Raw genomic sequence first — 18,749 nt, forward strand, 5'->3', positions numbered from 1 at the left:
TCCCGTCCCAACGGCTGGTAGAGGGAAAAGCGAAGAAGAAAAGGTCGAACCAGCCGCAGGGACCCGATTGGTTCAGGCTGATCTTTTGCAAAAATCACGCAAAAGAAGTTTCACTTTATTATAGTCTATCCTAAAAAGAGTCGTAAATAGTGATATGAGGGAATAATATTTGTCAAATCGCGATGAATTGGCTAACATGAAAGAGGAAGGAATAAGAGGTGACTAGTATGGAAGCAAAAACGATGAAAGATATGCAGAAAGAAGTAGATGCATATATCGGTCAATTTAAAGAAGGTTATTTTAGTCCGCTTGCAATGATGGCTCGTTTAACTGAAGAAATGGGAGAGCTTGCAAGAGAGGTTAATCATTATTATGGTGAGAAACCAAAGAAAACGACTGAGAAAGAACGAAGTGTTGAGGAAGAGCTTGGAGATGTTTTATTTGTTATGATTTGTATGGCAAATAGTTTAAATATTGATTTAGAAACAGCGCATAACATTGTAATGAATAAATTTAATACACGTGATAAAGATCGTTGGACACGTATTGATGAGGGAGAGAAAGACGCATGAAAGAAATTAAAGTAATTATCGCTGGACCACGAGGACGCATGGGATATGAAGCAGTCCTTCTTATGGAAAGAACAGCGCATTTCAATTTAGTAGCAGCAATTGATTATAAGCATGGCGGAGAAAAAATTTCTGATTTACCGGGAATGCCAGCGCTAGATGCACCTATTTACGCGGATTTACATACTTGTTTAGATGAAGTAGAAGCAGATGTATTGTTAGATTTAACAACACCAGAAATTGGAAAGAAACATGTGACACTTGCAGTTGAACGTGGACTTCGATCAGTTATTGGTACAACTGGATTTACTGAAGAAGAACTAAAGCAATTAACAGAAAATGCAAAAGAAAAAGAAGTAGGAACAATTATCGCTCCAAATTTTGCGATTGGTGCAGTACTTATGATGAAGTTCTCTCAAATGGCAGCGAAGTACTTCCAAGATGTTGAAGTAATTGAATTACACCATGATCAAAAATTAGACGCACCATCTGGTACAGCTGTAAAAACAGTAGAATTAATCCGTCAAAATCGTGTACCAAAAGAGCAAGGGCACCCTAATGAAACGGAACAATTAGAAGGGGCACGTGGTGCAAATGTAGACGGTATTCACATTCATAGCGTACGTCTACCAGGGCTTATTGCACACCAAGAAGTAATGTTCGGCGGAGATGGACAAATGTTAACAGTTCGCCATGATTCATTCAACCGTGCATCATTTATGTCAGGTGTAAAACTATCAATTGAAACAGTAATGAACCTTGATCATCTTGTGTACGGTTTAGAAAATATTATCGACTAAAGGGGAGACAACGGATGAAAATTGCCTTAATCGCACATGACAAAAAGAAAGATGATATGGTTTCGTTCGCATACGCATATAAACCAATTTTTGAAAAACATGAACTTTTTGCAACAGGAACGACAGGAATTCGTATTATGGAGGCAACTGGTTTAGTTGTAACAAGATATCAATCCGGTCCTCTTGGTGGAGATCAAGAAATTGGTGCAATGATTGCAAAAAATGAGATGGATATGGTGATTTTTTTCCGGGATCCACTAACAGCCCAGCCGCATGAACCAGATGTTAATGCGTTACTTCGTTTATGTGATGTATACGCCATCCCATTAGCAACAAATATGGCAAGTGCTGAAATGCTAATGCATGCATTAGAGCGGGGAGATTTAGATTACCGAAAGTTAAGAAAATGAGGGGAACAATTATGAGTGGATTACATATATTAGCGTTTGGTGCTCATGCCGATGATGTTGAAATCGGCATGGCAGGTACCATTGCAAAGTATACGAAGCAAGGATATGAAGTAGGCATTTGCGATTTAACAGAAGCTGATCTTTCTTCAAATGGAACGGTAGAACTAAGAAAAGAAGAAGCAAAGGCTGCAGCTCGTATTATGGGAGTAAAAACGAGAATTAATTTAGCAATGCCAGACCGTGGTTTGTATATGAAAGAAGAATATATACGTGAAATTGTAAAGATTATTCGTACATATAAACCAACACTAATTTTCGCACCATATTACGAAGATCGTCATCCAGACCATGCTAATTGCGCGAAACTTGTGGAAGAAGCTATCTTTTCAGCGGGAATTCGTAAATATATGCCTGAACTTCCGCCGCACCGTGTAGAGTCGTTTTATAATTATATGATTAATGGTTTTCATAAACCGAATTTTTGTATAGATATTAGTGAATACCTTTCTAAAAAGGTGGAAGCGTTAGAAGCGTATGAAAGTCAGTTTTCAACAGGGAGTGCTGGTGTTAAGACGCCATTAACCGAAGGATACGTTGAAACTGTAATCGCTCGGGAGAAGATGTTTGGGAAAGAAGTTGGAGTGCTGTATGCCGAAGGATTTATGAGTAAGAAACCGGTTTTATTACATGCTGATTTAATAGGGGGATGTAAATGAAATTGAAAATAGGTATTACATGTTATCCTTCTGTAGGTGGTTCTGGGGTTGTTGGGACAGAGTTAGGAAAGCAATTGGCGGAACGCGGGCATGAAATTCATTTTATTACATCGGGTGTACCATTTCGGTTGAATAAAGTGTACCCGAACATTTATTTTCACGAAGTAACAGTAAATCAATATTCTGTTTTTCAATATCCACCTTACGATTTAGCATTAGCGAGTAAAATGGCAGAGGTTGCTCATAGAGAAAACCTTGATATTTTACATGTGCATTATGCAATCCCGCATGCTATTTGTGCATATTTAGCAAAACAAATGATTGGGGAGCGTATTAAAATTGTTACGACCTTACATGGAACGGATATTACTGTGTTAGGTTCCGACCCTTCGTTAAATAATTTAATTCGCTTTGGTATTGAACAATCTGATGTTGTTACAGCTGTGTCACATTCGTTAATTGAAGAAACAAATGAACTTGTAAAACCAGATAAAGAAATTGAGACGGTATACAATTTTGTAGATGAACGTGTTTATTTCAAACGTGATATGTCTCAATTAAAAAAAGAATATGGTATACGAGAAAATGAAAAAGTGTTGATTCATATTTCAAATTTCCGAAAGGTTAAGCGTGTACAGGATGTTGTGCAGTCATTTGCCAAAATTGTAAAGGAAGTAGATGCGAAATTGCTTCTTGTTGGTGATGGACCAGAGTTCTGTACTATTTTACAATTGGTGAAAAGTTTACATATTGAGGAACGTGTCTTATTCCTAGGAAAGCAAGATAATGTTGCAGAGCTTCTTGCGATGAGTGATTTAATGCTACTTTTATCAGAAAAGGAAAGTTTTGGTCTTGTTATATTAGAAGCGATGGCGTGTGGTGTGCCTAGTATCGGAACGAGGGTTGGGGGCATTCCAGAGGTCATTCAACATGGTGAAACAGGATATATATGTGAAGTTGGAGATACAGACGGAATAGCTAAGCAAGCAATTCAGCTACTAGAAAATGAAGAACTTCACCGTAATATGGGAGAGCGAGCGATGAAATCTGTATATGAGCAGTTTCGTTCGGAAAAAATCGTTTCACAGTATGAGGCGATTTATTATGACATACTAAGGGATGACAAGAATGGAAAGATTTAAAAAAGCTAGTTCAATTATTGAGATGTTAAAACAGCACGGACATGAGGCTTACTTCGTTGGTGGAAGTGTACGCGATCTTATTATCGATAGACCGATTGGAGATATCGATATCGCAACATCTGCTTTACCAGAAGAAGTAATGGCTATTTTCCCAAGACATGTTCCGGTTGGTCTTGAGCATGGAACTGTAATTGTTGTAGAAAATGGTGAACCGTATGAGGTAACTACTTTTCGAACAGAAAGCGAATATGAAGATTTTCGAAGACCTAGTAGTGTTCAATTTGTCCGTTCATTAGAAGAGGATTTAAAACGACGTGATTTCACGATGAATGCAATTGCAATGACAGAGGAAGGCGAAATGGTTGATTTATTTGCTGGGAAAGAAGCGATTCGTCTGAAGGAAATTACAACGGTTGGAGATGCTGCAGACCGTTTTCAAGAAGATGCACTGCGAATGATGCGTGGTATTCGGTTCGTAAGTACGTTAGGTTTCTCTTTGGAAATAAAGACGAAACAAGCAATTGAAACGTATGGGCATTTGCTCGAACATATAGCGATTGAAAGAATTACAGTTGAATTTGAAAAATTGTTGACCGGTACATATTGTGTGAATGGTCTTCAAGAGTTAGTAGAAACTAAGCTATTTTCTCATCTGCCATATTTGCAAATGTCAGAAGAAAGACTCTTGAAAGCTACGCAGTATAAATGGGATTCTTTCGAAACAGACGTTGAGGCGTGGGCATTTTTCTTATATTGTATCGGAGAAGAGCATCCATCTGTCTTTTTGCGTCAATGGAAGTTCTCGAATAAAAAGATTAAAGATATCGTAGCGGTTTTATTAGCAATTCGTTCTAGAAGGGAGAAGGAGTGGGATACAATCCTTCTTTATAAAACTGGGATTCGCATCGCTGAGATGGCGGAAAGAGTATATGAAGCGATAATAGAAAGTTATAATAGTGCGTCTGTTAAGCAAGTACAATCATTATTTCATGCATTGCCGATAAAAAATCGTCCAGAAATGAATGTGACTGGTAATGATTTATTAAGCTGGACAGATAAAAAGCCAGGTCCGTGGGTTGCCGAAATGCTTCAAAATATTGAAGAAGCAATCGTACAAGGAGATTTAGTTAATAAGAAAGAGGATATAAGGGAGTGGCTACAAAGATGCAATCTACTATAAGAAAGCAGTTATTACAAGTTTTTTCTGAAGCAGATGGTGCATTTGTATCTGGTCAAATACTTAGTGACAAACTTGGTTGTTCGAGAACCGCTGTATGGAAGCATATGGAGGACCTTCGTAATGAAGGGTATGAACTAGAAGCTGTACGCCGCTTAGGGTACCGAATTGCTAGTAAACCAGATAAAGTAACTGCGAATGAGATTCAATTAGGATTACAAACAGAGCGTATCGGTAGAACGGTTTATTTTGAAGAATCGGTTGAGTCTACTCAGCATATTGCAGCGAGACTTGCTTATGAAGGCGCAGAAGAGGGAACAATTGTCGTTGCTGAAGAACAAACAGCAGGTAGAGGACGTTTAAGTAGAAAATGGTATTCCCCAAAAGGAACAGGAATTTGGATGAGTATTATTTTGCGTCCCTCGATTCCAGTTCATCATGCACCACAGCTTACTTTATTAGCAGCTGTTAGCGTAGCGCAAGCAATTGAAAAATGTACCGGTGTAAACGTAGGGATTAAATGGCCGAATGATATTTTAATTCAAGGTAAAAAAGCTGTCGGTATATTAACGGAGATGCAAGCTGATCCAGATAAAATTAATGCTGTTATTATGGGAATTGGCATTAATGCAAATCAGAAACAAGAACATTTTGATGAGGAAATTCAGCAAATTGCAACTTCATTAGCAATTGAATCGGGTAAGCCGATTGTTCGTGCGGAACTTATGCAACAAATTTTCTTGCAACTAGAGAAATTGTATGAAGAGTATTTAAAAAATGGCTTCTCTGTTATTAAAATTCTTTGGGAAAGTTACGCAGTAAGTATCGGAAAAGAAATTACAGCTCGAACGATGAAGGAAACTATTAATGGGCTAGCAAAAGGAATTACGGAGGATGGTGTATTGTTACTTGAGGATCATCAAGGACAAGTGCACCACATTCATTCTGCTGATATAGAAATTAAGTAAAAGAAGTTCCTATTTTGGAGCTTCTTTTTGTCATTTAGATACTAATAAATTTCACATACCATAATAGGGATAAAAAATTATTTTTTCGAAAAAATGTAGCAATTCCTTTTCAGAGTTTGCTATAATTATTTCGAATATGGGCAGTATCAAAGCGAACTGCACCATTATTTTACGCAGTATGAAAAAATAATAATTTGGATTCTGCCTTGATCCAATAACGGACTGGGACAGAGGGATGAATAATGCCGACTAACACACAACCCTTCTGCCCTTTTATGGCCAGAGGGGTTTTTTATATGATTTCGGCCATCTCCTCTCTCCTGCATAAAGGAGGAGTAGTTTTTGAAAACAAAAACAGATTTTTTGAAAATGAAAGAGCAAGGTGAGCCGATTACAATGCTAACGGCGTATGATTATCCATCTGCTAAATTAGCAGAAGAAGCTAAAGTCGATATGATTTTAGTGGGTGATTCTCTAGGAATGGTTGTACTTGGGTATGATTCAACAGTTCCAGTAACAGTAGAGGATATGATTCATCATACGAAAGCTGTACGCCGCGGAGCGAAAGAGACGTTTATTGTAACTGATATGCCATTTATGTCTTATCATGTCTCATCGCAAGATACGATGATTAATGCACGTCGCATTGTTCAAGAGAGCGGGGCACATGCATTAAAGGTAGAAGGTGCTGGAGAAGTTATATCAACTATTCACTACTTAACGAATGCGGGAATTCCCGTTGTGGCGCATTTAGGTTTAACTCCTCAATCTGTAGGAGTGCTAGGTGGGTATAAAGTACAAGGGAAAGATGCTGAAAGTGCAAAAAAATTAATAGAAGATGCAAAGAAATGTGAGGAAGCTGGTGCGATAGCACTTGTGCTAGAATGTGTGCCAATGCAATTAGCAGAAATTATTTCAGAGCAGTTAACAATTCCTACAATCGGAATTGGAGCAGGACAAAAAGTAGATGGGCAAGTTCTTGTATACCACGATCTTATCTCGTACGGCGTAAATCGTGTTCCGAAATTTGTGAAGCAATATACGTCTGTTCAAGAGGAGATTGTGCGAGGGATTTCGCAATACGTTACTGAAGTAAAGACAGGGCAATTTCCTGAAGAAAAACATTCATTCACAATGAAAGAGGAAGAGTGCTTAGCGTTATACGGAGGAAAACAATAATGAAAATCATAACTACAGTGCAAGAGATGCAGCAAATTACAAACGAACTTCGTACAAGTGGAAAAAGTATCGGTTTTGTTCCAACGATGGGGTATTTACACGAAGGGCATGCTACGTTACTACGTAAGGCAAGGGAAGAAAATGAAATTGTAGTTTTAAGTGTATTTGTAAATCCACTACAATTTGGACCAAATGAAGATTTAGATCGATACCCACGTGATATTGATAGAGATGAAAATGTAGCAAAAGAAAATGGTGTTGATTATTTATTTTATCCGAGTGTAGAAGAGATGTATCCAGCAGAACAAACGACAACAGTAGAAGTTGTGAAGCGTACCGACGTATTATGTGGCAAACAAAGACCTGGTCATTTCGCTGGTGTTGCGACTGTACTAATGAAACTATTTAATATTACATTGCCAACGCGTGCTTATTTCGGTATGAAAGATGCACAGCAAGTAGCTGTAATTGAAGGATTCGTAACTGATTTTAATATTCCCGTTACGATCGTACCAGTTGATATTGTAAGGGAAGAAGATGGATTAGCGAAAAGTTCTCGTAATGTGTATTTATCACTAGAAGAACGTGAAGAGGCTCCTCATTTATACGGCAGTCTATGTATAGCGAAAGAACGAATTGAGGCAGGCGAACGTAATCCGGAAATCATTATGAATCTTGTGAAAGAGCATATTGAGAAGTATACGAAAGGCACTGTAGATTATGCTGATTTATATGCATATCCTTCATTAAAAGCAATAAATAAAATTGAAGGAAGAATCATTTTAGCGATTGCGGTTAAGTTTGAAAATGTACGATTAATTGACAATATAACATTAATGGGGAAATAAGGGGGAGCATCTATGTTTCGCACAATGATGAGAGCGAAGTTACATCGTGCAACTGTAACAGAAGCAAATTTAAATTATGTAGGTAGTATTACAATTGATGAAGATTTAATGGATGCGGTAAATATTGTAGAAAATGAAAAAGTACAAATTGTAAATAACAACAATGGAGCTCGCTTAGAGACATATGTTATTAAAGGAGAGCGCGGTAGCGGTGTTGTGTGTTTAAATGGTGCAGCTGCAAGGCTTGTACAACCGGGTGATAAAGTTATTATTATTTGCTATGGTTTAGTGGCAGAAGAAAATATTCATAAACAAGAGCCGAAAATTGCAGTATTAGACGATGATAATCAAATTATTGAAATGTTAGGTGCTGAAAAAGCTGGCACGATATTATAAGTAGGAAGGCTATCTCTAATTAAGGAGATAGCTTTTTTGTGCATCTTTTCATTAAGATGAGGTAAAACGTGGTATAGTAACATTATATAATTTTTGTGTTTGATAGGTAAGAAATTGAGGTGTTACATATATGAGTAAGCGTTATGTCGTTGTTGATTTAGAGACGACAGGGAACTCCTGGAAGGATGGGAAGGATAAAATCACCCAAATTGCAGCTGTTGTAGTGGAAGATGGAGAGATATTAGAGATTTTTTCATCTTTTATTAATCCGAAGAGAGAGATTCCCCTATTTATTACAGAATTAACTGGGATTGATGAAAATCTTGTAAAACAAGCCCCGTTATTTCGAGATGTAGCCCCGATGATTGTTGAGCTATTACAAGGTGCGGCTTTTGTTGCACATAACGTTCACTTTGATTGGAATTTTTTAAATGAAGAATTAAGGCAGGCTGGATATACAGAAGTACATTGTCCTAAAATTGATACAGTTGAATTGGCGCAAATTCTTTTGCCAACAGCTGATAGTTATAAATTACGTGATTTAGCTAAGCAGCATGAACTAGAGCACGATCAACCACATCGTGCGGATAGTGATGCTCTTGCAACAGCGGAGTTGTTTTTACAATTTTTAAGTGAAATTGAAAAGTTACCACTTGTCACATTACAATCGCTTTATGAATTAAGTGATGTTTTCCAAAGTGATATAGCTGATGTACTTTCTGAAAATATTTTAAAGAAAATGATGCATGGTAAAGAAGAGGCAGAGGAGTGTGAGGTGTATCGAAATATTGCGCTTCGAAAGCGGAATTATTCTTTAAGCCTCAGTGAAACATACTCATCTAAATTTGATGCTTTCTTACATAAGACAATCGATAAACTTGAATTGAATATGCCAAAGTTTGAAAAAAGAGAAAGCCAACAAATTATGATGAAGGAAATATATACAGCGCTAAGAGATTCTAGGTTTTCACTGATTGAAGCAGGAACAGGTACGGGGAAGACGCTTGCATATTTACTTCCAAGTATTTATTTCGCAAAGAAAAAAGAAGAGCCTGTCATTATAAGTACACAAACTGTACAATTGCAACAACAAATACTAGAAAAAGAAATTCCTTTATTAAAGAAAATAATGCCATTTTCATTTGAAGCAGCTCTTCTGAAAGGAAGAAAGCATTACCTTTGTCTACACAAATTTGAATATGCTTTGCAAGAGGAAGAGAAAAATTATGATATGGCGCTCACAAAGGCAAAAATTTTAGTGTGGTTATTGCAAACGGAAACTGGCGATCGTGATGAATTAAATATTCCTGAGGGCGGCAAGTTACTTTGGAACCGTATTTGTAGTGATGTACATAGTCCAGGCGGGATGCAAAGCAACTGGTATAGTCGTTGTTTTTATCAAAGAGCAAAGAATAAAGCATTATTTGCAGATATCGTTATTACAAATCATGCGTTATTATTTCAAGATTTTTCAAGTGAAGAACCACTATTTGCTTCATGTGAACATATTATTTTTGATGAAGCTCATCATATCGAGGAAGCGGCGAGTAGAACATTAGGTGAACAGTTCTCATGCATGTATTTTCAATTAGCTTTATCTCGTCTTGGTACGCTAGAAACAGATGATGTACTTTCTAAAGTATATAAAATGATGAAAAAATCAGAGCAAGCATCGCGTTCGACTTTCCGTATGGTGAGTCATAGTTTGAAGGAATTGAAATTTGATGCGGATGAACTATTTCAAATGTTACGGACTTTCGTATTTAAACAAACAAAGCAGGAACAAGGGATGAGCAATATGCCACTCATTTATCGATATAACACGGAAGTAGAGAAAGGTAAGTTATGGGATAGCATTACCGAGTTAACAAATCGATTTGTGTATGATGTAAGAAAGTTATTGACTACACTTGAGAAGCAAGCTGAAATATTGCAAAGTAAATTAGAATGGGAGATGCATGTCGTTACAGGTGAATATATGCATTTAATTGAGTTGTTGAGAAAGATGGCACAATCTTTACAATTACTCATTTTAGAAAAAAATTCATACGTGACATGGATGGAGACTGAAACGAAGGGAACGATTCATTCAACAGTTCTATATGCGCAGCCTGTTCATATTGGTGAAAGATTTGCTGATGAATTTTTAACCCAGAAAAAGAGTGTTATTTTCACATCAGCAACGTTAACAGTTAATGATTCATTCGACTATATAAAAGAGGAGCTAGGTTTACATGATTTTGCTCCCAATACATTAAAGGTTCCATCACCATTCCGTTTTGAAGAGCAAATGAAATTAATGGTTTCAACGGATGTACCTTTTATTAAGAAAGCAAGTAATGAAGAATATATTGAGTCTATATCGGCACATATTGCGAAAATAGCGAAAGCTACAAAAGGTAGAATGCTCGTTTTATTCACTTCGTATGAAATGTTGAAAGAAGCGTATACGAATTTGAAAAATGATGAGACATTAGAAGGATATTTATTATTAACGCAAAGTGTGAATAATAAGAGCCGAAGTCGTCTAATCCGAAAATTCCAGGAGTTCGACAAATCGATTTTGTTAGGAACAAGTAGTTTTTGGGAAGGGATAGATATACCTGGAGATGCTCTGAGTTGTCTTGTCATTGTCCGTCTGCCTTTTACCCCTCCTCATCAGCCGATGATGGAAGCAAAAGGAGAGTGGTTAAAAAATCAAGGAGAAGACGTATTTGATAAGTTGGCGCTCCCACAAGCAATCTTGCGTTTCAAACAAGGGTTTGGTCGTCTTATTAGAACAAATACAGATACGGGAACTGTATTTGTATTAGATCGTCGTTTGACAAGTTCTTCCTATGGAAAACGATTTTTACAATCAATCCCAACTGTACCGCTCTATGAAGGACCGTTAGAAGAATTATTAGTACAGTTAGAAGAATCGTCAAATGAATAAAATTGGAAGAAAAATACGCCTGAAGTACATTTAAACTTCAGGCGTAAAAAATGTGGGTAGGAGGAATTTTATTTTTCTTACTTCTTGTATACAAAATATATTGCTTTTCGATTTGAAACCTTTTTTTGCTGTACATGTCCTGCTATAATAGATGGGTGATGAAGCAGGGGTTGTAAAGAATGTACTCTTATTGTAACCGCATTGCGTTCTTCTATAATTAGAAATTTTTGTGTAACGGAGGAGTTTTTTCATGGATAAGAAAATCGAAGTCCTATCAACGACGCGTATTAAATATTCGTCTGACTTGTATAAAATTGTTGATGGTTTGAATCGTACGTTAAAAGAGCAGGACCTCATGTTCGGATTAGCATTAGACGAAAAAGATAAAGAAACAGCTGTATTTACGATTTACAGAACGTAGTGATACAATGAAAAAGTGGATCTTTACAATCATTATCGTTATCGTTGCTAGCGGAATATATGGGGCATATGTTTATAATAAAGCGATGGAAAAGAAAATTCCAAAAGAGTCAAAGTCTGTAGAAATTGCGAAAGAAAAGGCAAAGCTTACAAAGGTAAATACTGTTGATTATTATAATGGAAAATCTTCATATACAGTCGTACAAGGTACAGATGAAAAAGGAGAACAACTTATCGTTTGGGTGCCTGATAAAAAAGGAAATGTCCTTGTGAAGAAAAAGAGCGAAGGTATTTCTAAAAAAGAAGCTTTGCAAAAATTGGCTGAACAAGCTACAGGAGAAGGTGCTGAGCCGAAGCCGAAACCAAAAGAAATTATAAAAGTAAAATTAGGTGCTCAAAACGATATTCCATTGTGGGAAATTACATATATTGATCAGGAAGATCGTTATACGTATTACTATTTAGAGTTTCAAAATGGGGTTTATGCTGGACACTACAGCATTGAAAAATAGATGTAGGGGGAACTACAAATGAGATTAGCAAAGCGAGTAGCTGCTTTAACACCATCTGCAACTTTAGAAATTACAGCAAAGGCACAAGCATTAAAAGCAGAAGGTCATGATGTAATTGGATTAGGAGCAGGAGAACCTGACTTTAATACGCCAAAACATATTATGGATGCTGCGCATAAAGCGATGTTAGAAGGACATACGAAATATACACCAACAGGTGGATTACAAGCGTTAAAACAAGAAATTGTGAAGAAGTTTACTCGTGATCAAGGAATTGCGTATGATCCATCTGAAATTATTGTATGTAATGGTGCCAAGCATGCATTATATACATTATTCCAAGTGTTACTTGATGAAGGAGATGAAGTTATCATCCCAACTCCTTATTGGGTAAGTTATCCTGAGCAAGTAAAGCTTGCTGGTGGTAAGCCAGTTTATGTAGAAGGTCTAGAAGGCAATGAGTACAAAATTACAGCAAAGCAGCTGCGTGAGGCAATTACAGAGAAAACGAAAGCTGTTATTATTAATTCACCGAGCAATCCAACAGGGATGATTTACAGCAAAGAAGAATTACAACAGCTTGGAGAAGTATGTTTAGAGCATGATATCTTAATCGTTTCAGATGAGATTTATGAAAAATTAATTTATGGTGACGCGGAATATACTTCAATTGCCCAGCTTTCTAATGTATTAAAAGAACAAACACTTATTATTAATGGTGTATCTAAATCACATTCTATGACAGGTTGGCGTATTGGATATGCAGCAGGAAATAAGCAGCTTATTAAAGCGATGACGAACTTAGCGAGTCATAGTACGTCAAACCCTACTTCAATTGCTCAATACGGTGCAATTGCTGCGTATGCAGGCTCACAAGAACCTGTAGAAACAATGCGTCAAGCGTTTGAAGAAAGATTGAACATTATTTATGATAAATTAATTCAAATTCCTGGTTTCACTTGCATTAAGCCACAAGGTGCTTTTTACTTATTCCCAAATGTAAAAGAAGCCGTAGCGTTAGCTGGGTATGATACAGTTGATGAGTGGGCAAAAGCATTATTAGAAGAAGAAAAGGTGGCTCTTGTTCCAGGTACAGGATTTGGTGCACCAAATAACGTTCGATTATCGTATGCGACATCTCTTGAGCAAGTTGAGAAAGCATTAGAACGAATTCATACGTTCATGAAAAGTAAAGTACAGGCTTAATCGTCTGTTTCTTGTAGTAAATGGCAAAAAACCTCCCTATATATAGGGAGGTTTTTTTGACGAATTGTGGCAAAAAGAAATGGCTAAAGGTGTGTTATACTAGAGAACGAGGTGTTTGGTGATGAAAAAGAAAATGATGTTACAATGGTTTGAACAGGGAAGCATAGCGATTCCTAAATTGCTTATGATGCATTATAAAAAGCTAGGTTTAAATGAGACGGAATTTATGGTAGTACTTCATGTACACACATTTTTAGAATCAGGTAATTCGTTCCCGACTCCTTCAGAGATTTCAGAACGGATGACGATAACAGAAATGAAATGCATGGAAGTGATTCAGACTTTAATCCAAAAAGGTTTTTTAGCACTAGAAGGTGGACGAAGATCTGAAGCGATGATGTGTGAAAGTTATTCTTTACAACCACTGTGGGAAAAAATATTGCACTTTTTAATGAATGAATCTATAGAGGAAGAGCAAAAAGAACAAAAGCAAATTCAAGTAAATTTATATACAGTATTTGAAAAAGAATTCGGAAGACCACTTTCGCCATTTGAATGTGAAACATTAGGGATGTGGGAAGATCAAGATCAACACCATCCGAATTTAATTCAAGCGGCTCTTCGTGAAGCTGTTATGAGTGGTAAACTTAATTTCCGGTATATTGATCGTATTTTGTTTGAGTGGAAAAAGAACGGAATTAAAACGGTAGATCAAGCGCAAAATCAAGGCCAGAAATTTAGAGCGAATCAACAACGCACACAACAAACGACAAAACAAGAGACGAAATTTACTGGGAAAGTGCCTTTTTATAATTGGTTGGAGCAGTAGTGTAGGAGGAAAGATATGTTGAACAAAACGCAAATTCGTTATTGTTTAGATACAATGGCGGATATGTATCCAGAAGCGCATTGTGAATTAATTCATGATAATCCATTTGAACTTGTAATCGCAGTGGCATTATCTGCGCAATGTACAGATGCACTTGTGAATAAAGTGACGAAAAACTTATTTCAAAAATATAAAACACCAGAAGATTATTTAAGTGTGTCTTTAGAAGAATTACAACAAGATATACGTTCCATTGGATTGTTTAGAAATAAGGCGAAAAATATTCAAAAATTGTGCCGGATGTTACTAGATGATTATAACGGGAAAGTTCCAGAAGACCGTGATGAGCTGACGAAATTACCAGGAGTAGGGAGAAAGACAGCGAATGTAGTTGTTTCGGTAGCATTTGGGATTCCAGCGATTGCTGTTGATACGCATGTAGAGAGAGTGAGTAAACGGTTAGCAATTTGTAGATGGAAAGATTCTGTGTTAGAAGTGGAAAAGACATTGATGAAGAAGATTCCAATGGATGAGTGGGGAGTTACACACCACCGTATGATTTTCTTCGGACGTTATTACTGTAAGGCGCAGCGACCACAATGTGAAGAGTGTCGATTACTAGAAATATGTCGCGAAGGAAAGAAACGAATGAAGGGGAAATAAAGGATGGAGCGAGTTATAGAAATACCGAAAGAGTTTCGGTGCGTACCATTTTTTAAAGAGAGTGCAAATTCGATTACGTATCACACAGACCAATCTTTTGAAGAGATAATACAAAATACTTACTTTATATTTGATATTGAAAGAAAATATGAGCCATGGAATGAAATTGAAACAAGTATTCCAGCGGTGTTAAATATATGGAAAAGCAAGCATGAAGAAATTGCTATACTATTTCGGAACAGAAAAAAACAAGAAGCTGAGGGTCCGATGATTCTTTTTGCAGCGCACTTTCTATCGGTTATATATTGGTTAAATGAGCAGCCTGTTCATAGTTTGAATGAGATGCAAGTAAATACGAATAAATTGGAAGTACAACCTGTTAATTTTATGGAGCGATATTCATTTATTATAAAGAAACCGAGTAATTACCATTCGTATATTCAATTAGTACAGTTGTATATCGAAATAGAAAAGCTATATGTAAAGAAAATGATAACAAAAAAGAAGTCGATTTCTCATTAAGAGAAACCGACTTCTTTTTTTGTTTATTAAGACTCTGTTGTAACAACATTTCCGTCCGCGTGAGGTATATCTCCTCCGGTATTTTGTTGCTGTTGTTGCTCTTCAGCTTTTTTTCTAGCTTCTTCGTCAGCTTTTCTTTTAGCTTCTTCGTCGGCTTTTCTCTTAGCTTCTTCGTCAGCTTTCTTCTTAGCCTCTTCGTCAGCGGCTTTCTTTTGAGCTTCTTCTTGCTGTTTACGTTGTTGTTCTTGTTGCTGCTGTTGTTCTTGTTGTTTACGTTGTTGTTCTTGTTGTTGTTGCTGTTGCTGCTGTTCTTGCTGTTTACGCTGATCTTCATCAGCTTTTTTCTTAGCTTCTTCTTGTTTTAGTTTATCTTCATTGGTCTTTTTCAGGGCTTCTTCGTCAGCTTTTTTCTTAGCTTCTTCGTCAGCTTTTTTCGCATCTGGAGTTCCGCCAGGGGCAGTGAAGGATGCACCAACTGCAGGGCTTGTTCCAGTACCCTTTTTCGCTACTACAGAGAAACTGTAAGTAACACCTGGTTTAATACCACCAAGAGTAGCTGTCGTACCGCTTACTGATAAGCTACCACTAGAACCGTCAGTAGCTTTATAGCTTGCTGCGTATGCATCAACATTTGATGATGGTCCAGACCAGTTCAGTGTCACTGTGCTAGCGCCATCGAAAGCGACATTAAGGCCACTAGGTGGATCTACTTTAATTTCTTTAACTGCATCTTTTTTCGCACCTTTAATGTACAGTTCTCCATTTAATTCTTGTACAGAAGAAGGGCGCTCGAAACGAGATTTATCCGTAGCAAATTTGCTCATCATTGCTTGGAACATTTGCTGAGCAATTCTAGTAGAACGATCGCTAATGTAATTTTCTGGGCTATCTTTTTCATAACCAGTCCATACAGCCATTGTATATTGTGGTGTATATCCTGCGAACCAACTATCTCTGTTGGCATCTGCTGGAATACCGTATTTTTTAATAACAGATTTATCAAAGTTTTGTGTTCCTGTTTTACCAGCAACGTCGAATCCAGAAACATATGCTGTTGACCCTGTACCGCCAGAACCAGGTTTTACTACGTCACGAAGAACGTCAGTAACCATGTAAGCTGTATAGTCGTGCATTGCACGCTGTTCTTTCGGTTTAAAGCTTTTCTTTTTTCCATCTGGGAAAATAACTTCTTTAACGAAATGAGGTTTATTGTATACACCGTCATTTCCAAATGTTGCATAAGCTCCAGCGACATCTAACGGAGAGCCTTCATTACTACCGATTGCAGTAGATTCATATGCTTTCCCATCTTTAAACGTCATTCCTAAACCTTCAGCAAACTCTTGTGCCTTAGGAATACCGACTGCTTGAGCTGTTTTTAAAGCCGGGATGTTTAATGACTTCTTCAATGCTTCACGAAGTGAAACGTCACCTTTAAAATTACCTGTAGCATTTTTAATCTTTGTGCCATCAGAGTAAGTATATTCAGAGTCATTTAATTGATGATAAGTAGACCATTGAAGGTTTTCAATTGCAGGACCATAGTCGAAAATTGGTTTCATTGTTGAACCAACTTGGCGTTTTAAATCAACTGCCATATTATGACCTTTGAAAGTAGACTTACTTTCTTTACGACCAGCGCCGATTGCTCGAACTTCTCCAGACTGAGTATCCATAAATACGAATGATCCTTGGAATTGATCGTTTGGATACTTGATGAGATTCCCATCCATAATTTTTTCAGCGTAATCTTGAGCATCTTGATCAAGTGTTGTATGAATCGTTAAACCATCTGAACCGATATTTACATCAGGGTATTCTTTTTCAACTTCCTTTACAACAGCATCTATAAATGCCTGATACTTCATTTCAGTCACTTCTGAAGATGGAAGAAGTCCTTGTGTTACAGGGATTTGCATTGCATCATTCATTTCTTGTTTCGTTATATACCCGTGTCGGTTCATTAATGTTAATACGATATTACGACGTTTCGTTGCTCTATCAACGTTATCTGGTTTTGTTGGATCATAAATGTTAGGACCTTGGGGTAAACCAGCGAGCATTGCAGCTTCGTGTAGTTGTATGTCTTTTAAATCTTTGCCGTAATATTTTTTTGCTGCTGTTGAAATACCGTAAGAGCGATTACCGAGGTTAATCTTATTTAAGTACATTTCTAAAATTTCATGTTTTGAGTACTGTTGCTCTAACTTATAAGATAAGTACCATTCCTGCACTTTTCTTTTTGCAGTTTTGTCCATCGTTAGAAAATAGTTTTTAACTACTTGCTGTGTAATCGTACTACCACCTTGTGATCCAAAACCACCAGTGACATTTTCCATGACTGCCATTCCAGTACGTCTAAAATCAATTCCATTATGATCGTAGAAACGAGCATCCTCAGTCGCAAGGAATGCACTTTCAATTACTTTTGGAATTTGATCGTATGTAACATGGGTTCGTTTTTCAGCACCGTATTCATAGAAGAAATTCCCGTTTTTATCAAGGAATTTTGTTGATAAAGGATTGACTAGCTTTGATTTGTCTAGTTTTGGAGCGTCCTTTACCATAACAAAGAAGGCCGAAACGCCAGCTACGAGACCGACGATACCAAGAAGTAGACAACCTATAAGAAATCTCTTGAAAAAGGAACCTTTTTTCTTTGGTTTTTCTTCTTTATTATTTGTTTCTTTCGTTTGATTTTTTACATGATTTCGTTCTGTACGAGAACGATAATTATCTGACATTATACTTTCTCCTACCTTTCATTCTCTCCCCCAAAAGTCGAAAAAAGAGCCTTAGTGATGACTCTATCACGAAAAATAAACCGTGTCTAGTACGCGGATATAATCAATTCGAGGGTGATAACCGCATGATAATAAAGACCCATGCTCTTCTATTTCTTGTTTTGTAATCGATTTACGTCCACCAGTATTTTGACGATTCCAAAATGCAATAATATGTTTTGCATCTAATAAATAAAATTCATCAAAAAGTGTAAATTTAATAATAACAAATGCAATTCCATTATGAGCGACTACTTGCTTCATATGTTCAATTTGATGAAGGTGGAAGTTTTGAAGTGGAAAACTGGTTTTATTTTTAGTTTCTTTCGCTTCAAAATCGATGTATTTCCCTTTGTATACACCGTTGTAATCTGTTGTAGAAGGTTGTTTGAAATACGCTTCTTTTACCACTGCAGCACTTCGAGCGGGGTAATCTACTTTTACAATTTGAAGAGGTGTAGGTTTTTTATGTACGCATGCAATATTATGGGTTAAGTAATATTGATTGGTTTCATTCAATTCCTCTTCAAGGGACATACCTCTATTACTGTAAGTATGTTTTTTTATTGGTGTTTTATGAGGTTGTGAAGCTTGATCGTACCTTTTTCCATTTGGGTAACGAATGGTCATATTTTGTCCACTCCCAACTTGATAAGAATTACTTACAAAGGTGA

Annotated in this window: 19 protein-coding genes; 17 read left to right on the top strand and 2 right to left on the bottom strand. The window is 36.9% G+C overall.

The window, feature by feature from the left end:
* Positions 1-227: 227 nt before the first annotated feature.
* From MKX37_RS07650 to MKX37_RS07730, 17 genes are all read left to right on the top strand, one after another.
* Positions 228-572, top strand: coding sequence for a nucleotide pyrophosphohydrolase (locus tag MKX37_RS07650; protein WP_002011846.1), 345 nt, complete (start codon positions 228-230; stop codon positions 570-572).
* On the top strand, positions 569-1,369 hold the full coding sequence (gene dapB / locus MKX37_RS07655) for a dihydrodipicolinate reductase (RefSeq protein WP_002126457.1): 801 nt from the start codon (positions 569-571) through the stop codon (positions 1,367-1,369). The genes MKX37_RS07650 and dapB overlap by 4 nt, the downstream gene beginning before the upstream one ends.
* A 14-nt stretch (positions 1,370-1,383) precedes the next feature.
* Positions 1,384-1,779 (top strand): methylglyoxal synthase, encoded by a 396-nt coding sequence (gene mgsA, locus MKX37_RS07660; protein ID WP_078421989.1) that lies wholly within the window; start codon positions 1,384-1,386, stop codon positions 1,777-1,779.
* Between the two features lie 11 nt (positions 1,780-1,790).
* The gene (gene bshB1 / locus MKX37_RS07665; RefSeq protein WP_078421990.1) at positions 1,791-2,495 is read left to right on the top strand and encodes a bacillithiol biosynthesis deacetylase BshB1; all 705 of its coding nucleotides are present in this window, start codon (positions 1,791-1,793) and stop codon (positions 2,493-2,495) included.
* A complete protein-coding gene (gene bshA, locus MKX37_RS07670; protein WP_078421991.1) occupies positions 2,492-3,637 on the top strand; it encodes an N-acetyl-alpha-D-glucosaminyl L-malate synthase BshA in 1,146 nt (381 codons plus the stop codon). The genes bshB1 and bshA overlap by 4 nt, the downstream gene beginning before the upstream one ends.
* Positions 3,624-4,817 (top strand): CCA tRNA nucleotidyltransferase, encoded by a 1,194-nt coding sequence (locus MKX37_RS07675; RefSeq protein ID WP_078206313.1) that lies wholly within the window; start codon positions 3,624-3,626, stop codon positions 4,815-4,817. Before bshA ends, MKX37_RS07675 begins: the two co-directional genes overlap by 14 nt.
* Entirely contained in the window at positions 4,802-5,782 is a 981-nt protein-coding gene (locus MKX37_RS07680; protein ID WP_002086594.1) for a biotin--[acetyl-CoA-carboxylase] ligase, read from the top strand. Before MKX37_RS07675 ends, MKX37_RS07680 begins: the two co-directional genes overlap by 16 nt.
* A gap of 342 nt (positions 5,783-6,124) precedes the next feature.
* Entirely contained in the window at positions 6,125-6,961 is an 837-nt protein-coding gene (gene panB, locus MKX37_RS07685; RefSeq protein ID WP_002126469.1) for a 3-methyl-2-oxobutanoate hydroxymethyltransferase, read from the top strand.
* Positions 6,961-7,809, top strand: a complete 849-nt coding sequence (panC, locus tag MKX37_RS07690; protein WP_002126472.1) for a pantoate--beta-alanine ligase — start codon at positions 6,961-6,963, stop codon at positions 7,807-7,809. The genes panB and panC overlap by 1 nt, the downstream gene beginning before the upstream one ends.
* Before the next feature lie 12 nt (positions 7,810-7,821).
* A complete protein-coding gene (gene panD / locus MKX37_RS07695) occupies positions 7,822-8,205 on the top strand; it encodes an aspartate 1-decarboxylase (RefSeq protein WP_000490176.1) in 384 nt (127 codons plus the stop codon).
* 130 nt (positions 8,206-8,335) lie between these two features.
* Positions 8,336-11,140, top strand: coding sequence for an ATP-dependent DNA helicase DinG (gene dinG / locus MKX37_RS07700; protein ID WP_078421992.1), 2,805 nt, complete (start codon positions 8,336-8,338; stop codon positions 11,138-11,140).
* Positions 11,141-11,390: 250 nt separating this feature from the next.
* A complete protein-coding gene (locus MKX37_RS07705) occupies positions 11,391-11,561 on the top strand; it encodes a YpmA family protein (protein WP_002086589.1) in 171 nt (56 codons plus the stop codon).
* A gap of 7 nt (positions 11,562-11,568) precedes the next feature.
* Positions 11,569-12,072, top strand: coding sequence for a cell wall elongation regulator TseB-like domain-containing protein (locus MKX37_RS07710; protein WP_002086588.1), 504 nt, complete (start codon positions 11,569-11,571; stop codon positions 12,070-12,072).
* Positions 12,073-12,090: 18 nt separating this feature from the next.
* Positions 12,091-13,278 carry an aspartate transaminase AspB gene (aspB, locus tag MKX37_RS07715; RefSeq protein WP_078421993.1) on the top strand — a complete coding sequence of 396 codons (1,188 nt, stop codon included), beginning with the start codon at positions 12,091-12,093 and terminating at the stop codon, positions 13,276-13,278.
* A gap of 121 nt (positions 13,279-13,399) precedes the next feature.
* Positions 13,400-14,107, top strand: a complete 708-nt coding sequence (gene dnaD / locus MKX37_RS07720; RefSeq protein WP_000728546.1) for a DNA replication protein DnaD — start codon at positions 13,400-13,402, stop codon at positions 14,105-14,107.
* A 15-nt stretch (positions 14,108-14,122) separates the two neighbouring features.
* Positions 14,123-14,770: an endonuclease III gene (gene nth / locus MKX37_RS07725; protein WP_000933020.1), complete on the top strand. Its 648-nt coding sequence runs from the start codon at positions 14,123-14,125 to the stop codon at positions 14,768-14,770.
* A gap of 3 nt (positions 14,771-14,773) precedes the next feature.
* Positions 14,774-15,292 (top strand): YpoC family protein, encoded by a 519-nt coding sequence (locus tag MKX37_RS07730; RefSeq protein ID WP_002086586.1) that lies wholly within the window; start codon positions 14,774-14,776, stop codon positions 15,290-15,292.
* Positions 15,293-15,318: 26 nt separating this feature from the next.
* On the opposite strand, the gene MKX37_RS07735 is transcribed toward MKX37_RS07730, so the two are convergent.
* Complete coding sequence (locus MKX37_RS07735; protein ID WP_078421994.1) at positions 15,319-18,036, bottom strand: penicillin-binding protein 1A; 2,718 nt, start codon at positions 18,034-18,036, stop codon at positions 15,319-15,321.
* A gap of 66 nt (positions 18,037-18,102) precedes the next feature.
* Positions 18,103-18,705 carry a Holliday junction resolvase RecU gene (recU, locus tag MKX37_RS07740; protein WP_000155584.1) on the bottom strand — a complete coding sequence of 201 codons (603 nt, stop codon included), beginning with the start codon at positions 18,703-18,705 and terminating at the stop codon, positions 18,103-18,105.
* Positions 18,706-18,749: the final 44 nt, after the last annotated feature.

This window comes from Bacillus sp. FSL R5-0709, from assembly GCF_038004785.1.
Classification (GTDB): Bacteria; Bacillota; Bacilli; order Bacillales; family Bacillaceae_G; genus Bacillus_A; species Bacillus_A mycoides.

Excerpts from the sequence above, each read along its gene's own strand:
- MKX37_RS07650 (WP_002011846.1), top strand. The coding sequence starts at position 228 with ATGGAAGCAAAAACGATGAAAGATATGCAGAAAGAAGTAGATGCATAT.
- dapB (WP_002126457.1), top strand. The coding sequence starts at position 569 with ATGAAAGAAATTAAAGTAATTATCGCTGGACCACGAGGACGCATGGGA.
- mgsA (WP_078421989.1), top strand. The coding sequence starts at position 1,384 with ATGAAAATTGCCTTAATCGCACATGACAAAAAGAAAGATGATATGGTT.
- bshB1 (WP_078421990.1), top strand. The coding sequence starts at position 1,791 with ATGAGTGGATTACATATATTAGCGTTTGGTGCTCATGCCGATGATGTT.
- bshA (WP_078421991.1), top strand. The coding sequence starts at position 2,492 with ATGAAATTGAAAATAGGTATTACATGTTATCCTTCTGTAGGTGGTTCT.
- MKX37_RS07675 (WP_078206313.1), top strand. The coding sequence starts at position 3,624 with ATGGAAAGATTTAAAAAAGCTAGTTCAATTATTGAGATGTTAAAACAG.
- MKX37_RS07680 (WP_002086594.1), top strand. The coding sequence starts at position 4,802 with ATGCAATCTACTATAAGAAAGCAGTTATTACAAGTTTTTTCTGAAGCA.
- panC (WP_002126472.1), top strand. The coding sequence starts at position 6,961 with ATGAAAATCATAACTACAGTGCAAGAGATGCAGCAAATTACAAACGAA.
- panD (WP_000490176.1), top strand. The coding sequence starts at position 7,822 with ATGTTTCGCACAATGATGAGAGCGAAGTTACATCGTGCAACTGTAACA.
- dinG (WP_078421992.1), top strand. The coding sequence starts at position 8,336 with ATGAGTAAGCGTTATGTCGTTGTTGATTTAGAGACGACAGGGAACTCC.
- MKX37_RS07705 (WP_002086589.1), top strand. The coding sequence starts at position 11,391 with ATGGATAAGAAAATCGAAGTCCTATCAACGACGCGTATTAAATATTCG.
- MKX37_RS07710 (WP_002086588.1), top strand. The coding sequence starts at position 11,569 with ATGAAAAAGTGGATCTTTACAATCATTATCGTTATCGTTGCTAGCGGA.
- aspB (WP_078421993.1), top strand. The coding sequence starts at position 12,091 with ATGAGATTAGCAAAGCGAGTAGCTGCTTTAACACCATCTGCAACTTTA.
- dnaD (WP_000728546.1), top strand. The coding sequence starts at position 13,400 with ATGAAAAAGAAAATGATGTTACAATGGTTTGAACAGGGAAGCATAGCG.
- nth (WP_000933020.1), top strand. The coding sequence starts at position 14,123 with ATGTTGAACAAAACGCAAATTCGTTATTGTTTAGATACAATGGCGGAT.
- MKX37_RS07730 (WP_002086586.1), top strand. The coding sequence starts at position 14,774 with ATGGAGCGAGTTATAGAAATACCGAAAGAGTTTCGGTGCGTACCATTT.
- MKX37_RS07735 (WP_078421994.1), bottom strand. The coding sequence starts at position 18,036 with ATGTCAGATAATTATCGTTCTCGTACAGAACGAAATCATGTAAAAAAT.
- recU (WP_000155584.1), bottom strand. The coding sequence starts at position 18,705 with ATGACCATTCGTTACCCAAATGGAAAAAGGTACGATCAAGCTTCACAA.